The 20079-nt window shown below is 36.0% G+C and carries 10 protein-coding genes; 2 read left to right on the top strand and 8 right to left on the bottom strand.

All coding sequences use genetic code 11. The features are described from left to right. Positions 1–326: 326 nt before the first annotated feature. From COI44_RS11655 to COI44_RS11665, 3 genes are all read right to left on the bottom strand, one after another. Positions 327–3473 carry an efflux RND transporter permease subunit gene (locus COI44_RS11655; protein WP_098428101.1) on the bottom strand — a complete coding sequence of 1049 codons (3147 nt, stop codon included), beginning with the start codon at positions 3471–3473 and terminating at the stop codon, positions 327–329. 552 nt (positions 3474–4025) lie between these two features. Then, positions 4026–4850 (bottom strand): amidohydrolase family protein, encoded by an 825-nt coding sequence (locus COI44_RS11660; protein WP_098428102.1) that lies wholly within the window; start codon positions 4848–4850, stop codon positions 4026–4028. Between the two features lie 588 nt (positions 4851–5438). After that, the gene (locus tag COI44_RS11665; protein WP_098428103.1) at positions 5439–5852 is read right to left on the bottom strand and encodes a hypothetical protein; all 414 of its coding nucleotides are present in this window, start codon (positions 5850–5852) and stop codon (positions 5439–5441) included. A gap of 161 nt (positions 5853–6013) precedes the next feature. Here COI44_RS11665 and COI44_RS11670 point away from each other — a divergent pair, with 161 nt between their 5' ends. Continuing rightward, positions 6014–6259 (top strand): hypothetical protein, encoded by a 246-nt coding sequence (locus COI44_RS11670; RefSeq protein WP_098428104.1) that lies wholly within the window; start codon positions 6014–6016, stop codon positions 6257–6259. Between the two features lie 1527 nt (positions 6260–7786). On the opposite strand, the gene COI44_RS11675 is transcribed toward COI44_RS11670, so the two are convergent. From COI44_RS11675 to COI44_RS11685, 3 genes are read right to left on the bottom strand one after another with little or no spacing between them, the layout of a single operon-like run. Beyond that, the gene (locus tag COI44_RS11675; RefSeq protein ID WP_098428254.1) at positions 7787–8875 is read right to left on the bottom strand and encodes a GerAB/ArcD/ProY family transporter; all 1089 of its coding nucleotides are present in this window, start codon (positions 8873–8875) and stop codon (positions 7787–7789) included. Positions 8876–8901: 26 nt separating this feature from the next. Further along, the gene (locus COI44_RS11680; RefSeq protein ID WP_098428105.1) at positions 8902–10089 is read right to left on the bottom strand and encodes a Ger(x)C family spore germination protein; all 1188 of its coding nucleotides are present in this window, start codon (positions 10087–10089) and stop codon (positions 8902–8904) included. Then, positions 10086–11681: a spore germination protein gene (locus COI44_RS11685; protein ID WP_098428106.1), complete on the bottom strand. Its 1596-nt coding sequence runs from the start codon at positions 11679–11681 to the stop codon at positions 10086–10088. Before COI44_RS11685 ends, COI44_RS11680 begins: the two co-directional genes overlap by 4 nt. 623 nt (positions 11682–12304) lie before the next feature. Here COI44_RS11685 and COI44_RS11690 point away from each other — a divergent pair. Beyond that, positions 12305–13546, top strand: coding sequence for a helix-turn-helix domain-containing protein (locus tag COI44_RS11690; protein ID WP_098428107.1), 1242 nt, complete (start codon positions 12305–12307; stop codon positions 13544–13546). Positions 13547–14109: 563 nt separating this feature from the next. On the opposite strand, the gene COI44_RS11695 is transcribed toward COI44_RS11690, so the two are convergent. Beyond that, complete coding sequence (locus COI44_RS11695; protein ID WP_098428108.1) at positions 14110–14514, bottom strand: BsuPI-related putative proteinase inhibitor; 405 nt, start codon at positions 14512–14514, stop codon at positions 14110–14112. Positions 14515–15060: 546 nt separating this feature from the next. Continuing rightward, positions 15061–19974, bottom strand: coding sequence for a S8 family serine peptidase (locus tag COI44_RS11700; RefSeq protein ID WP_098428109.1), 4914 nt, complete (start codon positions 19972–19974; stop codon positions 15061–15063). Positions 19975–20079: the final 105 nt, after the last annotated feature.

The following is a 20079-nucleotide window of genomic DNA, read 5'->3' on the forward strand; positions in this document are numbered from 1 at the left end:
ACAAATTTACATAATTTAAATAAAATACAAGTAAATAACACATAAAATTACTTACTAGGAAATTGAACGTCCCCCCTCCTATCGGGGGAAGTAGTAGAACTATTATTGCGTAAAAAGAGTAGAAAGATAGGATTTAACTCTATGTAATCCAGGAGTCTAGTCCGTTTACCGTTATGGACCAGAAATGATTGTATGAGGCCGATTGAATAGGCACATTATATGTAACTTATATCTATAAAAATATTTCACCAATAGAAAAAAGAACCGTTTTTAAAACGATTCTTTGATCTAACGACAAGAATGAACAAATAAATACTACACACTTCCTAAACAGTTTTTATATATTTATGACTGAGGTCATCAACGATGTCATTGGGTCTCTGGTCATAGTCCTTATGAAGCCATTTATACAAAATAGGAATCATAAATAAGCTGATCAATGTGGAGCTTACTAACCCACCAATCACAACAATACCGAGAGTTTGAGAGATAATAGTGTCAGTTCGAGATGATAAAGCTAAAGGTATTAGTGTTAAAATTGTTGTTAAAGCAGTTGTGAGAATCGGCCTAATTCTAGATAATGTACCTTGTAATAGTGCTTCATCTAAACTGTGTCCTGCCACCCTATTTCTCTCTATTTTATCTACCAATACAATCCCATTCGTAACCACGATTCCGGTTAACATTAACAGTCCGACCAGAGCGGCCAGGTTCCATTCCAAATGGAAGATTAACATTCCAGCGACTGATCCAATGAAGGCAAGCGGTATACAAACTAATACTGTCAGAGGTGCCTTCCATCCCCTGAATACACAGCTGATAATGGAAAGAACAATCAAAATGGAAAATGATAAAGCTATGGCCATTTCATAGATCATTTCCTTTACTTGCTCAGGAGCTCCTGCAAAAGAGTAATTGACTCCTTCGGGCAACGGAGTATCCTTAAGTACACTTTTAACCTGTTTGGTTACTTTCCCTACATCTCTAGAGAGAATGTTTCCCGTAATAACAGCGTATGGATGACCATCCTTCTCTTGTATTACAGATGCATCTGTTATGGGAGAAGCAACAACAAGCTGATTTAATCTAAAAGTTCTTCCCTCTTTATTAATAAACGATTCGTTACCCATCCGATTTAATAATCGCAGAGCCGGATCTGTTTCATTGGGGGCTTGGGCATTCTTACGATCCACATTCTTAAGATGTAAAACGATAGGATAAGTATTATTGTTAATCGAAATCTCGCCTATTGTGCCTTCAGCAGTGTATAATTTGAACCGATTTATTATATCTGATAAATTCAGACCGTTTTGTTCAATCATCCTTCTGTTTAAGGTTAATTGATATTGAGAAGCGGTGCCTTCTTCATCAGCCAAACCTTGCACGGCAAGTCCCGGTATCAACTTTAAACGATTTCCAACAGAGCGTGATAAATTTTCAAGAGTTTGGCTATCCGCACCACTTAGATTAATTTTTAATAACGAGTCATCTCCCGAGATACTCTTGTCAGTTACCGTGTAAATTGCTGAACTTTTAAGAGAATCCAACTGCTTTTGTAATTGGCTAGTCATTCTAGTTTTATCTGCATTTTTTTTAATACTTAGGGACAGATTGGCTATATTCGGCTGCTGGATCCATCCACCTCCAGCATCAAATACATCGTCTGATTGGGGAGTGTAAGAAGAACCGAGGCCGGACGAAAATGAAGAAACGTTTTGATTCCTTTGCAAAAGTCCCTCAACTCTCTTCACTTCTTCGTCTACTTCACTCAGCGATGTATTTTTGGGTAATTCAATTTGAATGCCGAGCTGCCCTGTATTATTAGTCATGGTCAGGAAATTTACAGGAAGCAAGGTCGAGGCTACACCCAAAACAACAAATAAACTTACAGTTATTGTACTAAGAAGCTTCCTTCTCTGTAAAACCCAGCCATAAATCTTATAAGAACGTTGTGCCATGAAATCATCGTGTGCTGTTGGCTTTCCTTTCCAGACAAGATTATATAGAGCAGGAACTACAAGAACTGAAACAACTAAGGAAATAATGAGAGCAATTACAACAGACCATGCAAAACCTGAAAAGGCTGCGCCAACGAGACCACCGACAAGGGCTATGGGAATATATACAGCAACCGTAGTGGCCGTAGATGAAACAATCGCCGGAATCATCTCTTTTACGGCTAGCGTAATGAACGAAAAGCTTTTTAATTCTTTTCCTTCTTTTACTTCTTTTACTTTTCTGTTGATATTGTCCAAGATAACAATCGAATCATCCACAACCCTTCCCATCGCCACCACAAGGCCGGAAACGGTAAGAATGTTAAGGGAGATTCCTAACAACTTTAGGATACCGGTAGTAGCTAAAAGACAGATCGGCAAGGAAATGGCAATCAATAATGTAGAGCGTACATTGCGAAAGAATAGAAATACGCAGATCATGGAGAACAAGCATCCCAATAATCCCTCTTTAACGAGTCCCTGTAAAGAATGGTTCACCTGCTTGCCCTGGTCAAAAAGTATGGAAGCTTCTACATCATTATTTTTAATCGGTGTTATATCTTGTAGTCGGCTGTGAATGCTTTTCGACAGATTGCTAATATTTGACGAAGGCGTTTTTAAAATATCCAGTACTACACTTGGTGTACCTTTTGTTCTGGATATGGTCTGAAGATTAACAATCGAATTCGAAATATCTGCCACGTCAGATAGAGAAATGGTCTTACCATCTGACCGACTTATAGGCAACTTCTGCAGATCTGTTTTGTTCAGCCCCCAGCCGTTCACTTTTATGGGAAGTGTCATCTGACCGTCTGATAAGTTCCCTTCTGTTTCAGTTGTGTGTTGTTGTATGAGGGAATTATTGATGTCGTCCACACTAAAACCGGACTTAATTAAATCTTCCTTGCGAATTGAGATGGCGTATCCAGCATTTCCAGCGCCTGATACTTGAATGTCCTTTATTCCAGGAACAGTTTTAAGTCCTTTTACCACTTCTTCTTGTACGGAAGTCCTTAGCATGTTTTCTGTAATATTGACATTATTGCTTTTTAGACTGATTGTCATAATAGGAAGCGAATGCGTACTAAGGCGGTTCACAAGTGGTTTGTCGGTTCCTTTTGGCAATGAAATTTCTTCTATCGCTTTATTCACTTGCTGCTCTGCTTTTTCCATATCATATTTCATAGGAAAATTTAGACTTATAAACGAGCCCCCATTAAAGGAATTAGTTTCCACATTCTGAAGATTGTCTACTACCCTGACCGCCTCCTGGATAGGATTTGTTATATATTCTTTAACCTGATCAGCCTGTAGGCTCTTAGCTTTTACTGTAACCGTAAGTGTAGGATTATTAATTTCAGGTAGATAATCCCTCTGCATTTGAAAGGCTGATATTGCACCCCATACTAGAACGATGATAGTTAGAGTAATAATGAGGCCAGCTCTTCTGATAGAGGCTTGTAGTAAATGATTCATTTTCTCCAGATTCCCTCCTTATAAAGAAATTATTATGTACGTTTTACTGCACCAAAGTAACATGCCAAGCATATTTACTTTTTGAATTGGTAAGAAATCTAATCTGCCCTCTTTTTTAAGCGAGTAGATGACAAGTGGTAGTTGTGAAATTATGGTCATCGGTTTCACCATTTACCCTTAAAAGACCCAGCAAGCAAACTTGTGTCTTTCTTGAATCCCCTTACTCCTTTTTAATAGATTAATCCCCATCTGTTAATCTACAATTTCAGATTTGTAAAGCTATATAAATTCTTTGTTAATCCTATTAATTATTTATCAGATAAATTTACGTTTTTTTGGGGAGCCACAAGGCAGAACAGCTCTTCAAAAGTCAGAGCTATCCTTCCTCATCTATTGGAACAATTCCGTTCCCTTACAGATCTAACTTCTCAAGTTCTTCAATCACTACTCGAAGAATAACTCAAGGTGATATCTGGATCCATAACAACCTCGTAAATCCTTTAGAAGAACAAAAAAAGGCACCAACCACAAGGGTTAGTTGCCTCCTTTTTCCTATTCAATTAATCCTAAAAAGTTTTTACCGAGTATGTATTCCTTTTCATTATCAGGAATTAGAAGGGATTCCACCCATCTTTTCTTGTCCGAATAGTCATATTCATTAAATGTCTTCATTCCATATGGTCCGTCACAGCCAAAAAGAACTTTACGGTAACCTAAAGCCTCTACCGCTTGTTTTACAATTGACGGATTAAGATAATCACTTGATGTATCAACATATACATTTGGTTTTTCCTTAACATATTTCCATAGATTTCTCCAAAATGGTAGACCAGCGTGAGCATAAATTAATTTAAGTTTAGGAAAATTTTCAGGTAGATATTTATAGGAGTCAATCTCAGAAGAAAGATGAATAATCATCGGTACATCTTTTAATTCACATAAAGCAGCAACTGGTTCAAGAGCTTTAATACGATAACCATGCATGAATGGATGAACCTTTACCCCAATAAAACTAGGGTTATTAAGATAGAATTCGATTTCTTCCATAAAATTAGGAATCATAGGGTTCACTGCTACCCAACCTAGAAAACGGTCTGGAAATCTTGCAATTGCAGTAGCCACAATATCATTTTGCGGCTCGGTAAAAATCTTGTATTTGTTACCATAAAGATTCAAATAGCCATCTTTCACTAGACCATCATAAATTTTGTGCCCAATTTGAGGTGTATTAAGTATTAGAAAACGGAATAATCGTTGGATCTGATACTGAATGGTACGATCCGATTCAAACATTTTTTCACTCATAGGAGGGATTAGAGCAGTTTTTGCTATATTATTTTTATCCATCCCCTCTATCATTTTTTCTAAGGTCAGCATGGATTCATCCACATGAAAATGGCAATCAATAATAATATAAATCTCCCCTCTTCTACTCTATTTTTTCAATGTATTGCTTTATCAACTTTTAAATTATTCACTTTTAACCTATCTTTACTAGTATCATATATATGCTTTGAAAAAAACTTTATTAAATTAAAGACTAATGATCAGATTCAATGCACCTTTAACTGCAAATGAATTGCACTTTCTTTTTTACGAATTTATTTAGAAACTCTCTTTGGGGGGATTCAACTTTTCAATGTAGGATTAAGAATTGGAGATACATAGTTTTTACCAGTCAATATGTACCGAGTGAAATACAGCTACTAAAATATTAAGTTTAGTATTGTATGGGGCTAGCCCCAAACCCTAGCTAGCTCAACCCAATAGCTTAAAAAAGAAAAAGGCTTATACAATTATTTCTATAAGCCTTTTTGTAGTAAGGTTATCTATAGTCTTTTAATTGAATTGAGTGGTATCTAGTAGTTTTACTAATTAATTTAGTACGCTTGCTGTCTGAGTATGAATAATAAATTATTTTACTCCTGTTGTAATAAGCGTCATTCTTCACATATATTACCGCTTTTAGATATTTAGGGGTATAGTTACCAAATCCAAGGAAACTAAAATACCATTCCAAACAGCTTTAGCTTTATTTATATAATAACCTCCTGGTAATCCATTAATCAGAGTAGTTGCAACTGCTGCTACGAATCCGTCACGTGCACTTGTAGTACCATAAACAGTTTTTGCATAAGAATAATCTTGATATCCATCATTTACTACCATACGAGCTGATTTCTCAGGAGTTTCAGGTGTTGCTAATGCTTCTGCTTCAAGTTGTTCAAGTTTATCTGATTCATCGACAACAATAGTATCATCAGATATGTTGTTTACTTCTTCCTGTACTGGCTGAGTTTCTTCTGCATTTACAAAGTTTGGAGCAATTGTTGATGTCAAAATTGCTCCAGAGAGTAAGGTTAATCTTAATTTTTTCATGATTTCCTCCTAACATTAAACTATTCATATTTAATGTTAACAAAATACTAGAAGGAAAATTGTTCTATAAATTACATTTTTGTGTAATTTTTCACAATATTTATCAAACTATTTTATGGTATAATATAACAATTAAACTACAGATATAGAAGGTGTTTGTGATGACTTATTTAAGTGATTTGACAAAAAAAATAAAACCTTTTTTTATAGCAGTGATGATAGGTAGTCTTTTTATTATTAAACCTCAAAATATTGATTTGAAAATACTTTTAATGTGCATTTTAGGTGGTTCACTTATATTAGAATCTTGTTTTTTAAGCTACAAAAATAAAAAGGTGACTAATCGGATAGATTTCTTTTTTGGTTTGTTTTTAATTTTTTTTTCTATCTTTCAAAAAATAAATTAAATCTGTCATCTGTAATAGCTTCATTAAAATTGAATCTCTATCAGTTAACATTTTTATTTCTTTATTTTCTTTTTCTAACTCTTCAACACGTTCATTTGTAAACTTCAATGCTCCAATATTGTATCAAGTTTTTCGTTCATTATAAAAGGTGTTACGGAATTATAAAGGCCAACTGAATTCCCTTTAATAACTTGTTTAACAGCTTCTTCTACTTTCAAACTTCTATTACTACAATTACCTGTTCAAAACAATCAATATCCTTAACACTAAAGAGTCTATAGCCATTTTATCGATCCATAATAAATTCATAATCGTACTTAACAAACATAAAGCAAAATAGGGAAAAAGATTAAGGTGACTACATTAGTCCCCTCTATCCTCCCCCCTGTTCGTGCCTTTTGTCAGATGTCTATTCTGATTTTAGCAAAGGTTTATTATTTTAAAACAAGCTCAGCCACACACTCAACATGTGTGGGATGTATGTAGCAACACATGGGATGTCGGTGGATTTTCCTAACTTACAATTAAAAACAACAGCGTATTTTCGTTTTACCCAGAAAATATTCAATATTATACTTCAACAGAGCCTACAATTAAAAAAGGAAACCAAAAACTTGGTTTCCTCTCTTTTTTTGCATCTCAATTGCATCTAGTACATCAATAACATTATCTTTAATAACATCTCCTGCTTTTGCTTGTAAAATGACCTGGTAAATCTACTTTTAATGTATAAGGAATTAGATCAGTATTCAAATCTAGCGCATAACTTCCATTTTTGTTAATAAAGAATGCATCTACAACATTTTTCCCATCATATGTGCAGTCACTTTTGCACCAATATTATTTTGAACTAATTTTAAATTAGTCGAACCAGTAGTAGGATTAATTGTTCCTTCTAAAAGCATTTTTATATAAACGGGTAATCTTATGCAACTTTTTCAAATAAAGCTAAAGCTTTTTTTGAACTTTTTAACGCATGTAGTGCGGAAGAAAGAGTTCCTGTTGGATCTCCAAATGAATAGTGATCGCAGATAGATGGTGTAGTGGTGTTTACCTGATTATTAAATTGTAGCTAAAATAAAAATTTTTTCCAAGAAAAAACAAAAGTGCAGAGGCTGCAAAGAACAAACTAAAAATAACACAAAGAGAAACGGCTGTACCTAACCATTTTCTTAAGAGCAATCATTAAATGTCTTATTAGAAAATCGAAATCCAAGCGCGATTAACAACCATATAATTAGTAATCCGATCAGTATTCCAAGAAATACAGGAATCCAAGGTATCATGTTTTCCATAAGAAAAACGAGGCCTAAAGGTATATCCATCATTTGCAGATGGATAGGCCATTAATCTTATCTCAAGCCATAAGCCTTAATGACTTCTTGAGAAATTTTGTTGCCTAGATCTTCCCAAGCAGCTGCTCGTAACGATACTTATTATTCCTCTGATCATACCATCATCTGCAAAAATTAGAATATCATTTATTAAACTCTTTCACCATTACATTTAATTACTCTTCCAATTGGGTTAAGCCAATTTTCTTCGGATCCTGCCAACCACCAACAACAGCAAGGGAATCCCAAGCTCATACACGGGAAATGCAATTGGAATCACGAATAACATGTAATAATAATGGGTAAATATATGGATATTTTTAATCGACACAGCCATGATTAACGAAATAGGAGCAAGAAACCAAGCTACTTTTCGCCAATCCTTTAAGTGAAACATTTGTGCTGTTCCATAACAAGCGAGAAACATATATAACGAAAGTTTAACAAAAATACTGAAGAACCAAATCATAACGATCAGAATATCCACATTTTGAATGAATCCCATGACAGATATGTACCGGCTCAAATCGTAAACTGGATACAAAAACCTAGAAGGCAAATTCGGACCGAATGTTAAAATCACCGCTAATGTCCCGATTGTTACCATGAATACGGCCAATCCTACTCCTCCCATCGCCCGTGATGACGCTTTGTCTGGTTTGTCCATAAAGAAGACGAACATTGTCATCATAACAGACTCTCCAAAAAAAGCAGCTACAGGCTGATAGGAACCTTTAAGAATTGGAAGCCATCCAGAATCTTGATAAATGGGGAGCATATAATGCCAATTCATGTTGCTAATATTCAAAATGATTACAGACAATAACATTAAAAGCACCATCGGTCCAAAGATTTCACTTAAGCGTCCTATGCCTTCCACACCACCTTGGTAAATGATAAAAATAAGCAGTAACATAGCAGGAAAGACAATGACCCACAGAGGTGTATTATGAAACAACGATGTAATAACGAAATCACCAAATTCACGGACGGTTATCCCATTAATCCAGTACCATACAAGTAAGTAGGGAATCACCATAAGCTTTCCTAGCCATTTACCGAGCAGTGTTTGACTAAATTCAATCATGGTTTGATTCGGATAAAGCGAAGCGAGTTTGGTTGCCAGTAAAGTAAGAGCAATCCCAGCAAGCCCTGCAATCACCATCGAGATCCACGCATCTTGTTTGACAGTACGAATCGTAGATGGGATGATCAGAAGAATTGTTTGCCCCACTTCTAATGTGAACATCATCCAAAAGATTTGCGTGCCAGAGATTTTCATTGAATTCCTCACAATCCATTTACCTCCTATTTTTTTATTTCATTTTGCTTTACCTGCAAAGATGGCCCAGTGAGTCCTATTCGCTTAATGGTCAGATGTGCATGGACATTGACCTGTACTTTTGGAAACTGTTTGTCCCAATTCTTCTTTAGTACTTTCCATTTGGATGGATTATTTTGGTGAATAGCTTCTCCCAAGCCAAAAATATCGGTTCCGTATTGCTTTTGAACCTTTTTTATAGTCTTTTGAGCTTGTTTTTCGGCCTTTTTTTCCAATACATGTTCTAAAAGAGTAATATTTTTAGGTTGCGTAAGATCTAAATTCGTATTGTTCTCCTGAATGGTTCCTTCACCAGAAAGAACAATGTCACACTTGATGGTGTTCCCGCGAATAATGGGTTTTATTTTACTGGCGATTTTTGTCATATATAAACTGGCATTTCCATTTCCTTGGACAGTTTCTGTAATAGTCTGTTTACTTAAACGATTAGCCACCCAAAGCGAAGTTGATTCTTCCTGATTATTTAAAAATCCTACCAATTTAAGGTCTTTATTAAAAACCGCTCCACCTACATATTGAAATTCTTTGGCACCCGGTTGATCTTGGTTATTAGAACTAGGAATCAATTTAATAACGGGTAAGATAGGGTTAATTCCATCACTTGCGCCGGCAATCAGAAAATTTACTAAAGAACTATCTCCTAACCCACCCGATTGCGTATGTTCTTTTTGTGCCCCAAGTGCGGGGATATTTTCTAAAGGGGAAGATGCTGCCAGAAATTCTTTTGCAGAACTTCCCTTTACTACGAGCGCATCTGCTCGTAATCTAATATCAGGATCGCGGCTATTGTTATCTAAAACATTAGCAAGACCATGCCTAGCTAATGGTTCTCCAATCAATATCACACGATGGTGCCCTCGAAAGACTTCTCTTGACAATTTTGTTTGCATCTTTTGTACTGCTTCAAGTGTGTCCCTTCCAGTACCCGACTCTATAAAAAACGGTTTTCCCGAATCACTTCTTCCACTCTGGCCCATCCCCATCATTGAAGGGATGATAAATTGAGCGCTGACTTCAAGCTTGTTTTTTTTCGCTTGATCAAGCCCCAATCCTAACTCTATTGCCAGGTCGTTTAACTCCGTGCGATCCCAACAGCCCGTCAAGAAAAATAAAGAAACGATCAGCATCATACAAAGCAGCTTGTGCTTGCTCATTCTGTCTCTTTCCCCCGTTTCGGACCTGGTTGTTGTCCTTCTGGAATACGCGTTTTATCCTCACCTGAAACCATTAATGGGCGACGGGTCATGTTCCACCGAGGTGTTCGGAGCAAAACGTCTTTCAAATCGCGAGTAATTTGAGGAGCAACCGGGCTTAGATAAGGAATACCAAAAGAACGAATGTTAGTTAGATGGATTACAATCGCAATGGTGCTTATAGCAATGCCATATAGCCCTAGCATACCTGCCAATAGCAGCATCGGAAAGCGTAACATACGATAGGCTGTACCCAAGTTGTAGCGTGGAAAAGCAAACGACGCAATACCAGTTGTAGCCACAACAATGACCAAAGGTGCCGAAATAATCCCTGCTTGCACGGCAGCTTGTCCGATGACAAGTGCTCCCACGATACTAACAGCTGATCCAATCGGCTTTGGCAATCGAACACCCGCTTCCCTCAAACCCTCAAACAAAAATTCCATCATCAGTGCTTCTATGACAGCCGGGAAAGGTATGCTTTCTCGCGCTGATGCAATACTAATAAGTAAATTTGTCGGAATCAATTTCGGATGAAAGGTTGTAATCGCAACGTAGAGGGAAGGAAGAAATAAAGAAACATTGATTAAAACAAAACGTATCCATCGAACAAAGGTTGTGTAAATAGATCGTTCATAATAATCTTCCGCTGCTTGTAGACCTGTCCAGAATGTCATAGGAACGATTAGAACGAATGGTGTGTTATCTACTAAAATAGCGATTTTTCCTTCCAATAGGCTTGCACACACTGCATCCGGCCGCTCGGTATTCTGAATTTGAGGAAAGGGAGAAAAAGGTTGATCCTCGATAAACTCTTCAATGAAAGCGGACTCTAATACTCCATCAATTTTAATTCGCTCGACCCTTTGTCGTACTTCCTCCAATACCGAATCTGGAGCAATTCCCTCAATGTAAGCAATCACCACATCTGTCTGAGATAACTCCCCAATCGTATAGGGTTCCATTTTTAGTCTTGGGCTCCGAATTCTTCGGCGAATAAGACTCGTATTGACTCTTAACGTTTCTGTAAAACCATCACGAGGGCCACGAACAGAGATTTCGGCAGATGGTTCTTCAATACTACGCTTTTCAAACCCTTTTAAATCAGCTACTAGTGCTTGATTCTCCCCATATGTTAGAACGATGATATTAGCTTTCATTACTTCATCTATAACCTCACGAACCTTTGAAACCGTCTTTATTTGGGAAACAGCGATAAGCCGATCATGGATGATATCCCCTATTGAGTCCACACTTTTTAGTCCATTAGGCATACCCTCGTACATCATTGGTTTCATAACAACCTGATCCAATGTTTTTGTATCTACTAATCCATCTATATAAATTAGAAGCATTTTGGTTTGCCCATCTACGAGAATTGGACGAAAAACAATATCTGAGCACTTCTCAAATACTTGTTTCAAAACCTCTTCATTTAAATATATATTCTTTTCGAGTTCACAATCTTGACCATTTTGGAGCAGTATGCTGGCAGACTCAAGTTCTTGAATATCCTTTTTTAAACGCTTCAAATTACGAGTTTTTTTCATCATACTACCTCATTTATCATATGTATTAGTTTTTTTATAAAGGCTGTTTTCGTATATTGCTATTTTAAAATACATTAGATGATTACAACTCCAGGATGCTCCTTTGCCAAGGGCGTGAGCTTTGCCTCCTCGGCAAGTCTGCGGGGTTCAGTTTTCTCGCTATTCCCACAAGAGTCACGCACATTTTTAATGTTAATAATTTTTTACAGCAATTTTCCACATACTTTTCTACCAAACAGTTTTAGGTAAAATCATTTGAAAAAATTCAAGAAAAAATACATCCTCGACATCCTTCTTATAGTCCCCACCCACACAGGAAAATTATTCAAGTATTTCTTTAAATTAGTTAACCTACAAAATGGGACCCTAACCTATTTAAGTTCCTTTGGAATAATGTTTAAAATTTCCTAAACAACAAAAAACCACCTATCCATAGGTGGCTCATATATACACTTTCGATGAGTATTCTTCCCTTTTCACACAGTATTTTCCACCTACTTTTACTATTGAAGTTTTTTAAAAAATAAAAAATCAAAATTTTCATTAAAAATATATCAAGTTTTGGTTTTCTTTAGTAAAATAAGAGCAAAAATTTCATATCAGCGAGATAAAGTGAGGGGTTCACCATGCTAGAGGGACAAATAATCAAATTCTATCGTGAACGTCAGAACATGATGCAGAAGGATTTAGGAATTGGCATCTGTTCGAGTACACATATAAGCAAAATTGAACGTGGATTAACAGAAGTTTCTAAAGAAACAATAAACTTTCTGTCAGAGCGGCTTGGCATTGATATGGAAATAGAAATCAAAACATATAATGGCATAGATTCCATTTTAAAAAAATGGCATGAATCGATCATTTTAAAACTGAAAACAAAGGCTAAGAATTTAAAGGAGCAATTAGAAGCTATTGCTCTGCTGCATATGCAGGATATTTATCGTTCCTATATGCTCATACTCACAAGATATTATTTATTGTTAGGACAGGGGCATCAAGCTACATCTCTAATTGCTGAAATGGACAAATGGTCTGATCTTCCACCATATGAAAAAAACATGCTTCTTCACATTAAAGGGATCAATGCATTGATAAATAAGGAATATTATAAGGCAATTTCATATTTTCAAGGAATTGATCTAACCTATTACAACAACCAAGAGTACTATTATCATTTGGCTTTTGCCTATCATTCTCTGAATTCACGAGTATTGGCTTATTATTTTGCCGAAAAGTCCCTGAGCTTTTTCACAGAAGTACGCAGTTTTACGCGTATGATTGAAGCAGAAATGCTTATGTTGGTCCAAGTAGAGCGGGACGAGTTTTACGATCCAAAAGATATCGAATATCAAAGATTAATCGAGATGACAGAAAACATAGGATTAGACCATCAAAGAGCAATGCTGATTCACAATCTCGCATACCAAAAAGTTCGCCAAGGAAATTATGATAAAGCTAGTGAATACTATAAACAATCCATGGATATAAAAGATCCTAATACAGCCCTTCATATAGCCTCTTTGGAAGGATATATAAATGCATTATCGAAACAAGGATTGAAATCAACCGAAAAATTGCTCCAATTGGTCGAAAAGGGTATTGCTCTTTCTGAAGAAATAACAGAGCCAATCTATTTACATTTCTTCTATTTACATAAATATAATCTTCAAAAAGAAAAAGAGCTTTACTACCATTACCTTGAAAAAGAAGCATTTCCTTATTATCAGAAAATGGCACATGTTCGCTTATCTGAACATTATGCGATAAAGTTGTTTGACTATCATATGGAAAAAGGCAATGTCGAAGAAGCAAATCAATACGCTGTGCATCTCGTGGAAAAATACCGCAGAAACGATAAATTTGCTTGATTTTTAAATTAATACCTTAAGGAAGTCGTGTTACTTCGTACTTTATAAAGAAAGGATGGGAACAGGAATCCCATCCTTTTTAATGCCCAAATAAAAGTTAAGAAACAGTCTGATATAACAACGTTTGAAGTAAAGAAGAGGGTTCTAAGAACCCAACAAGTAAGAGAAAATCACTTTTCCTTAACCCTCAATCCTGTTCTCTGTCCTACGACTTTGTTTTAACAAATAATAAAGTTTTGGCAGAAAAAAGTGAGAAGAAAATCTGGAAAATGTAGGAATCGTGCAGGACTTTATATGGAGTAAAATAGGGAGTGTAGGAATGCGGGTTGGAGTAGCTGGAGATTATTATTACTGAACAACGTTAAATTAAAGCATATGGAGCCGGGAATCTACAAAAGATTCTAGCTGAACCACCTGCTTTAATTTCAATCCTTTCAATTATTCGATGTAATAATTCAGGTGTTAAAGTATCAATCTTAGTAAATTAAGAAAGAACTTTTTGAAGAGTGTGGATTTGTTCACGTTTATTTGAATCAAATAAATTCTCTTCCATCAACTTTCACTTATCGAATGGCTGTATTTTTAGGCGGAATATTGAAAGTAAAGGAAGTAGTTGGCTTCGAATGAACAAGTTTGTCATTTATTTTCCATATTTCTAAAATGACACTAACTGTATATGTTCCTGCAGGTGTGCTCTCTCCATCTTTCGTTTTGTAATTCCACGTACTTTTCCATTGGATTTGTTCCCCGCAGTTTAATGACTCATGTTGAAACACCTGTAAAAAAAATTTCATGTTACTAAAATGATATACCTGTTCTCCTTGTGCATTAAACACTTTATAATCAAAAAACTGGCTTGTTGGAAACTCTATAAGCATTGGCTGATCACTATTATTTTTAAACGTAAAAATAAATGTGGCTTGTTCCACATTTGCGATTACATCTCCATCCCATATCCAATCTGTCATGCCTTTGACCTCCTTAGCTAATTAAATGATTCCCGCAAACAAAATTCTCAAAAGTGATACCCTTTCCTAATGTATAGATATATCCCTTTAATGTTGCTTATTTCTTTATAAAAAACCATAACAATCCGTCTAGTTAAAAGATAAAAATAGCCTATCAAACATTTGCAGATGGATAGGCTATTAATCTTATCTCTAGTCATAAGCCTTAATGACTTCTTAAGAAATTTTGTTGCCTAGATCATCCCAAACAGCTTGTCGTAACGATACATACTTTGGATTTTGAATCTTGGCTACCCACTTGTTATCGGAAGTACGATCGAGTTTCACAATTTCCACGATTCACCTAAATTAAAGGAACATCTAGTGTTGCTCCTTCTCTTTTAATAACCTTCTACACTTTCAAGTTCTGCAACAAATCGTTCGAGATTTGTGGAACGTACCTCAAGTATTCTAATTTATTTCCATTTTTTTCATTAACAAAAAGGTACCAGCTACCAGAGTCAGAGTTATTCTCTTTTCTCAGGAGCTGGCACCCTTTTAGTGTAGTTATTTTTTAATAATAACCTGTGTTACTTGTCCATCTTTGTAACCTTTTGCTTTTATTACGATTTTATAGGATTGAGCCTTTGTAAATACTTTTCCGTTTATTATTATGTTTCCTTTATCTATTTTGTAGTTTCCTTTTATTGATTTTCCATTTACAGTTATGCTTGTTATTGAGCTTCTCCATTTTGCATCGTCTTTGAAGGTTATGTTGATTGTTTTTCCTACTTTGTTATCTTTTTTGTCTGCTGTTAATGTTGGTGCAGGTTTTACTTCTGGAATAATAACCTGTGTTACTTGTCCATCTTTGTAACCCTTTGCTTTTATTACGATCTTGTAGGATTGAGCCTTTGTAAATACTTTTCCGTTTATTACTATGTTTCCTTTATCTATTTTGTAGTTTCCTTTTATTGATTTTCCGTTTACAGTTATGCTTGTTATTGAGCCTCTCCATTTTGCATCGTCTTTGAAGGTTATGTTGATTGTTTTTCCTATTCTGTTATCTTTTTTGTCTGCAGTTAATTTTGGTGCTGTTTTTACAACTGGTGTCGGTTTTACAACTTTTGTATTAACATACAATCTTCCCTCAGTCATCTTGGTCAATTTATTTCCATTATTGTCCTCAACTGTAACCTCTATCTGTCCACCGTTTAATACAATGTCTTTTGAAACAATCCATTTTCCAACATAATGCCCTATACCTTTTCCATCTTTATCTACTACCTCTTTCATTGGCATTTCAATGGCAGATTCATTAACTGTTTGTATACTATTAGTCTTATTTACATTACCTATAGGAGAAATAATTCTAAATGCTGCTTTCTTTAATCCTACTTCTGAATCAAATTCAACCTTAACTGCATCACCAGAATTTAATTTTAAATCTTGATCTGGTTTCAAATTAGTAATACCTTTTATTGAATATTTCACATTTACAGTTACGCTCTTAACTGTTTCATTTCCTGCCTTGTCTCTAGCAACAACATTTATTCCATTTTGCCCTTCCTTAGACATAAGCTTTACTGTCCAGTTTCCATTTGAATCTATGTCTGCCTTTGTTCCGTTAACATCAACATATTCTAAATAATCATCTTTAGCTGTTCCCTTTACAGTTATAACTTGATCATTTTTATTTGCGTTATTTTGTGGGCTTGTAATTTCTAAAACTGGTGTCGTCTTGTCTACTATAACCTTTATTTCCTTTGAATAAGGAGTAGATCCGATTTCTGTAATAGTTTTTGCCTTTAGAATATTAACTCCCTCTTGAAGTACAGTATCAATTGAGAAGCTTCCATCATCGTTTGTCCTTCCATTTGCTATATCTTCATCTTTGCTAAATATATGAACGTCCATTCCTGGAGCCGCCATACCTTTTATTGTTACGTTTTCATTATTTAAATATGGGTTGTCCACTGGTGAAGTTATAACTGGAGCTAGTGCCTCCTCTTTAACTGTTGCTCTAATCATCATGTTTCCAAAATCTTTATTTGCTACAGTGAATGGGCCCCCTTTTACAAACTGCCATGATCTTTGTGCTGCTATTGAATTTTTATCCAATGAAATTAGTGGACTTACAGGAGCCATCTTATCCTGTATTAAAACCATATAAAAATCGCCTGTTACAACTATTTGTTGCGCGGATAAATCAACGACTGTCCATTTCCCTGCTTCTCTAATAGCATTTCCATTGAATGGCCCTGCTATCATTTTTCCAGGGGCTCCATCTTTTCCAATTGCATCATAAACTGCCACCTTAAATGTGGTTCCGCCTGATTTTGGATCAAACATAAATTTTCCAGAGGTTACAATTGCCGAGGTTTGTCCCTCCGGAAGTGACATTCTTACTGCATAGCCGCCTCCTGCTTCCCATTGACCCACTGAATATTCTGGTGTTCCATCATCATAACCTATCTCTCCTGAAAAATTTATAAATGGTTTTAGCTGAAGATCATGTGAAACATTTTTATTACCCGTAACATCTACAGTAAATTGCTCGTCAAAATAGTTCTCTGCTGTAACCTGTACTGTATATTTACCTTCATATGCAGTTATTGAGTAATTCCCCTCTGCATCAGTTGTAACTGGTGCTACTGCTGCATCCTCAATTACGTAAACTTTAGCGCCTTTCACAGGTTTTCCTGTTTGGGCATTAATGATTTTACCTGTAAATGTTCCCTTAGGTATTGGAGCCAATGTAATGTTTGTATTTTCAAGAACTTGGTCAGCTGCTACTGTAACCCTCTGATCCTGTGGATAGTATCCATAGGTTTCAGCTCTTAATGTATAATCTCCTGCTTTAACTTTAAAACTATATGACCCGTCTTGCGGATTTGTTTTTGTTGAACGACCATTTTCAACAATAGATACTGTAGCTGATAATGGAATTTTTGCTATGTCAGCATTGGTCTCCGCAGAATTTATTATTTGTTCTTTTGGGCTGTTTAAAGTTGATGTGCCACCTGATGCTGCAAATAGGTTTGTTAATCTACTCATCAGTTCTTTAGGGATGTTGCTTAAAGCTGCTGATGTGCTGCCTGATGCTGCAGATTTGTTTGTTAATCTAACATCATCTATAAACCATCCTTGATTATTATTGGAGTCAGTAGATATAAAGTAAAATGCGACATCTATTTTCTTTCCTGCATATTTGCTTAGATCTACTTCCTCATTTGAATATCCTCCTGACGTAGTGCCTACATATTCTGCTTCTATATAAAAATTCTCATCGCCGTCAGGTTTAACCGCAACAAATCCACGGTCATTTTTTCCTATATCATACCAATCTTTAAACTGTAAATAAGCCTTTCCTTCCGGTAGGACAATAGCAGGCATTTTTAATAGCATAGCTTGATTTCCTGAGTACGTTCCTTCAAGATTAGTAGCTAAAACCTTTTCTCCCGAGGCTGCTGCCTTAGGTCCTGTTGTTGGTTTTCCCCACTTCCATTGATCCGTCCCGCGAGGATCGCTTTCCCATCCTGTCATGTCTGTTTCAAAATCATTAAAGTATCCTATTGTAATTGGAGTTTTAACAAGTATTGTATAGATATCACTTGTAACCTCGTTCTTTCCATTGTCAACTATTCTCCATCTGTAAGATAGATTTGATCCTGCCACTACTTTATCAGCTGGAATTACAGCTTCATAGCTTCCTGACTTGTAGTCCCCACTCTTCCTTACAGCTGCAACCGTTGTCCACTCATCCGATGAATTATTTCTATATTGCAGCTCAACTGTCTCGACGCTTACATTATCCTGTACATCTATTTTTAAATCTTGTTTCAATCCTTCGTATGTCTCTTTAACAGGTATATGTTTAAATGTTGGTGGAACTGTATCCTTGGCATCTGTTGATACTTGGCCTTTAATCTCAGAAATTCCTTGCATAACTGATGTTACAGCCTTAAATGCATTTATAACACCATGTCCATATCCATTGTTAGGAGTTTCAGGATAATCAGCGTTAGTACAAGGAGTTGCTGTATTCTCTATTATTCTTTCAATATCGTCAACTTTTAAAGATGAATTGGCCTGTAGAAGTAATGCTACAAGTCCCGATGTATGTGGAGTTGCCATCGAGGTTCCATTCCACCCACCCTCATATACACCTCCTGGAACTGAGGATCTTATATTAACTCCAGGTGCTGAAATGTCTGGCTTAATTATTCCACCATATGGTGATGGCCCCCTTAATGAGAAGCCGGCTAAATTGTTGTTTATGTCAACTGCTCCTACTGTAAAGGATTCTGGATAATTTCCAGGATTAGCAACTGATCCTGGCCCACCAGCATTGTAAGGGGTTGTATTTCCTGCTGCAAATACTGGGACTATATTTGCTGCCCTCCAGTTTCTTATAATTGTTCTATACCAATCATCTACTCCAGGACCGCCTCCCCATGAGTTATTAATAACATTAGGAGCCATTTCTGGATGTGGTACTCCATTTCTATCCTTAGGTGCAAGCATCCATTCACCAGCCGCTATTAAATCAGCATCATTTCCGCCATCTTTTGTAAATGCCTTAGCAGCTATCCACTTTGCTCCAGGCGCAACACCTATCTTATTTGTTCCATTTGGTTCTGAACCAACCATAGTACCTACTGTATGGGTTCCATGACCGAGATCATCGTAGGGGACTGAACCGTGAGTTTCAGTTGCATCAAACCAATTGAATTCATTATTTGGATTATCTGGATTATTTGGGTCATATCCTCTATATTTTGTCTTTAATGCCGGGTGATCCCACTGAACTCCTGTATCTATGCTACCAACGACTATCCCTGTTCCATCTATTCCCAAGGTCCAAACGTCAGGCGCCCCAATTTTTTTAAGACCCCATTCTGTATTATCATCCGCTTGAACAGCGGCTCCAATAGTTTTTTCAGGCTCGATTAACTTTGTAATTCCATTAGGTTTAATACTTTCAACCTCAGGCATAGCTGCTATGTTTTTCATAACTTCCTCTGTTGCTGTAACTGCCATACCATTTACTATGTAAAAAGATTTAATATCCTTTACATTTCCGTTATTTTTTTCTTTTACTAAATACTTCTTCAAATTACTCTGTGATGAATCTGCTTTAATTCTCAATTCAGAAACGATTGATGAACGAACTACTAACTCTTTTTTTACATTTGATAGCTGCTTATTCTTAGCCTTGGCTTCATTAGCAACCTTTACTGTATCTACCTGATCCTTAAATTTAACAAGAAAGCTATTTTGAGACTTGTTGTCAAATTCTTTTTTAAGTTCTGGACTTATTTTATTCTCTATTACTTCATTAGATTCAAGGTTATTACTATTCATATTATTTTTACTTGCATAAGCCTTACCATAATTTCCAACTGGTGCAACAAGTGAGCTTATGGTAAGTAGGAAAGCTGCTGACGATGCAAGTAATTTTTTGTTGATTTTTATCATGTTTATACCTCCATATTTAGATTGAAATTACCTAACTTTTTCCCTCCTTTCCCTTAACTGCTTCAACCCATTGACTTATAAAAAATAGGGTTTGCGATGAGTCTT

The organism is Bacillus sp. AFS088145 (assembly GCF_002564465.1).
In the GTDB taxonomy this organism is placed as follows: Bacteria; Bacillota; Bacilli; order Bacillales; family Bacillaceae_G; genus Gottfriedia.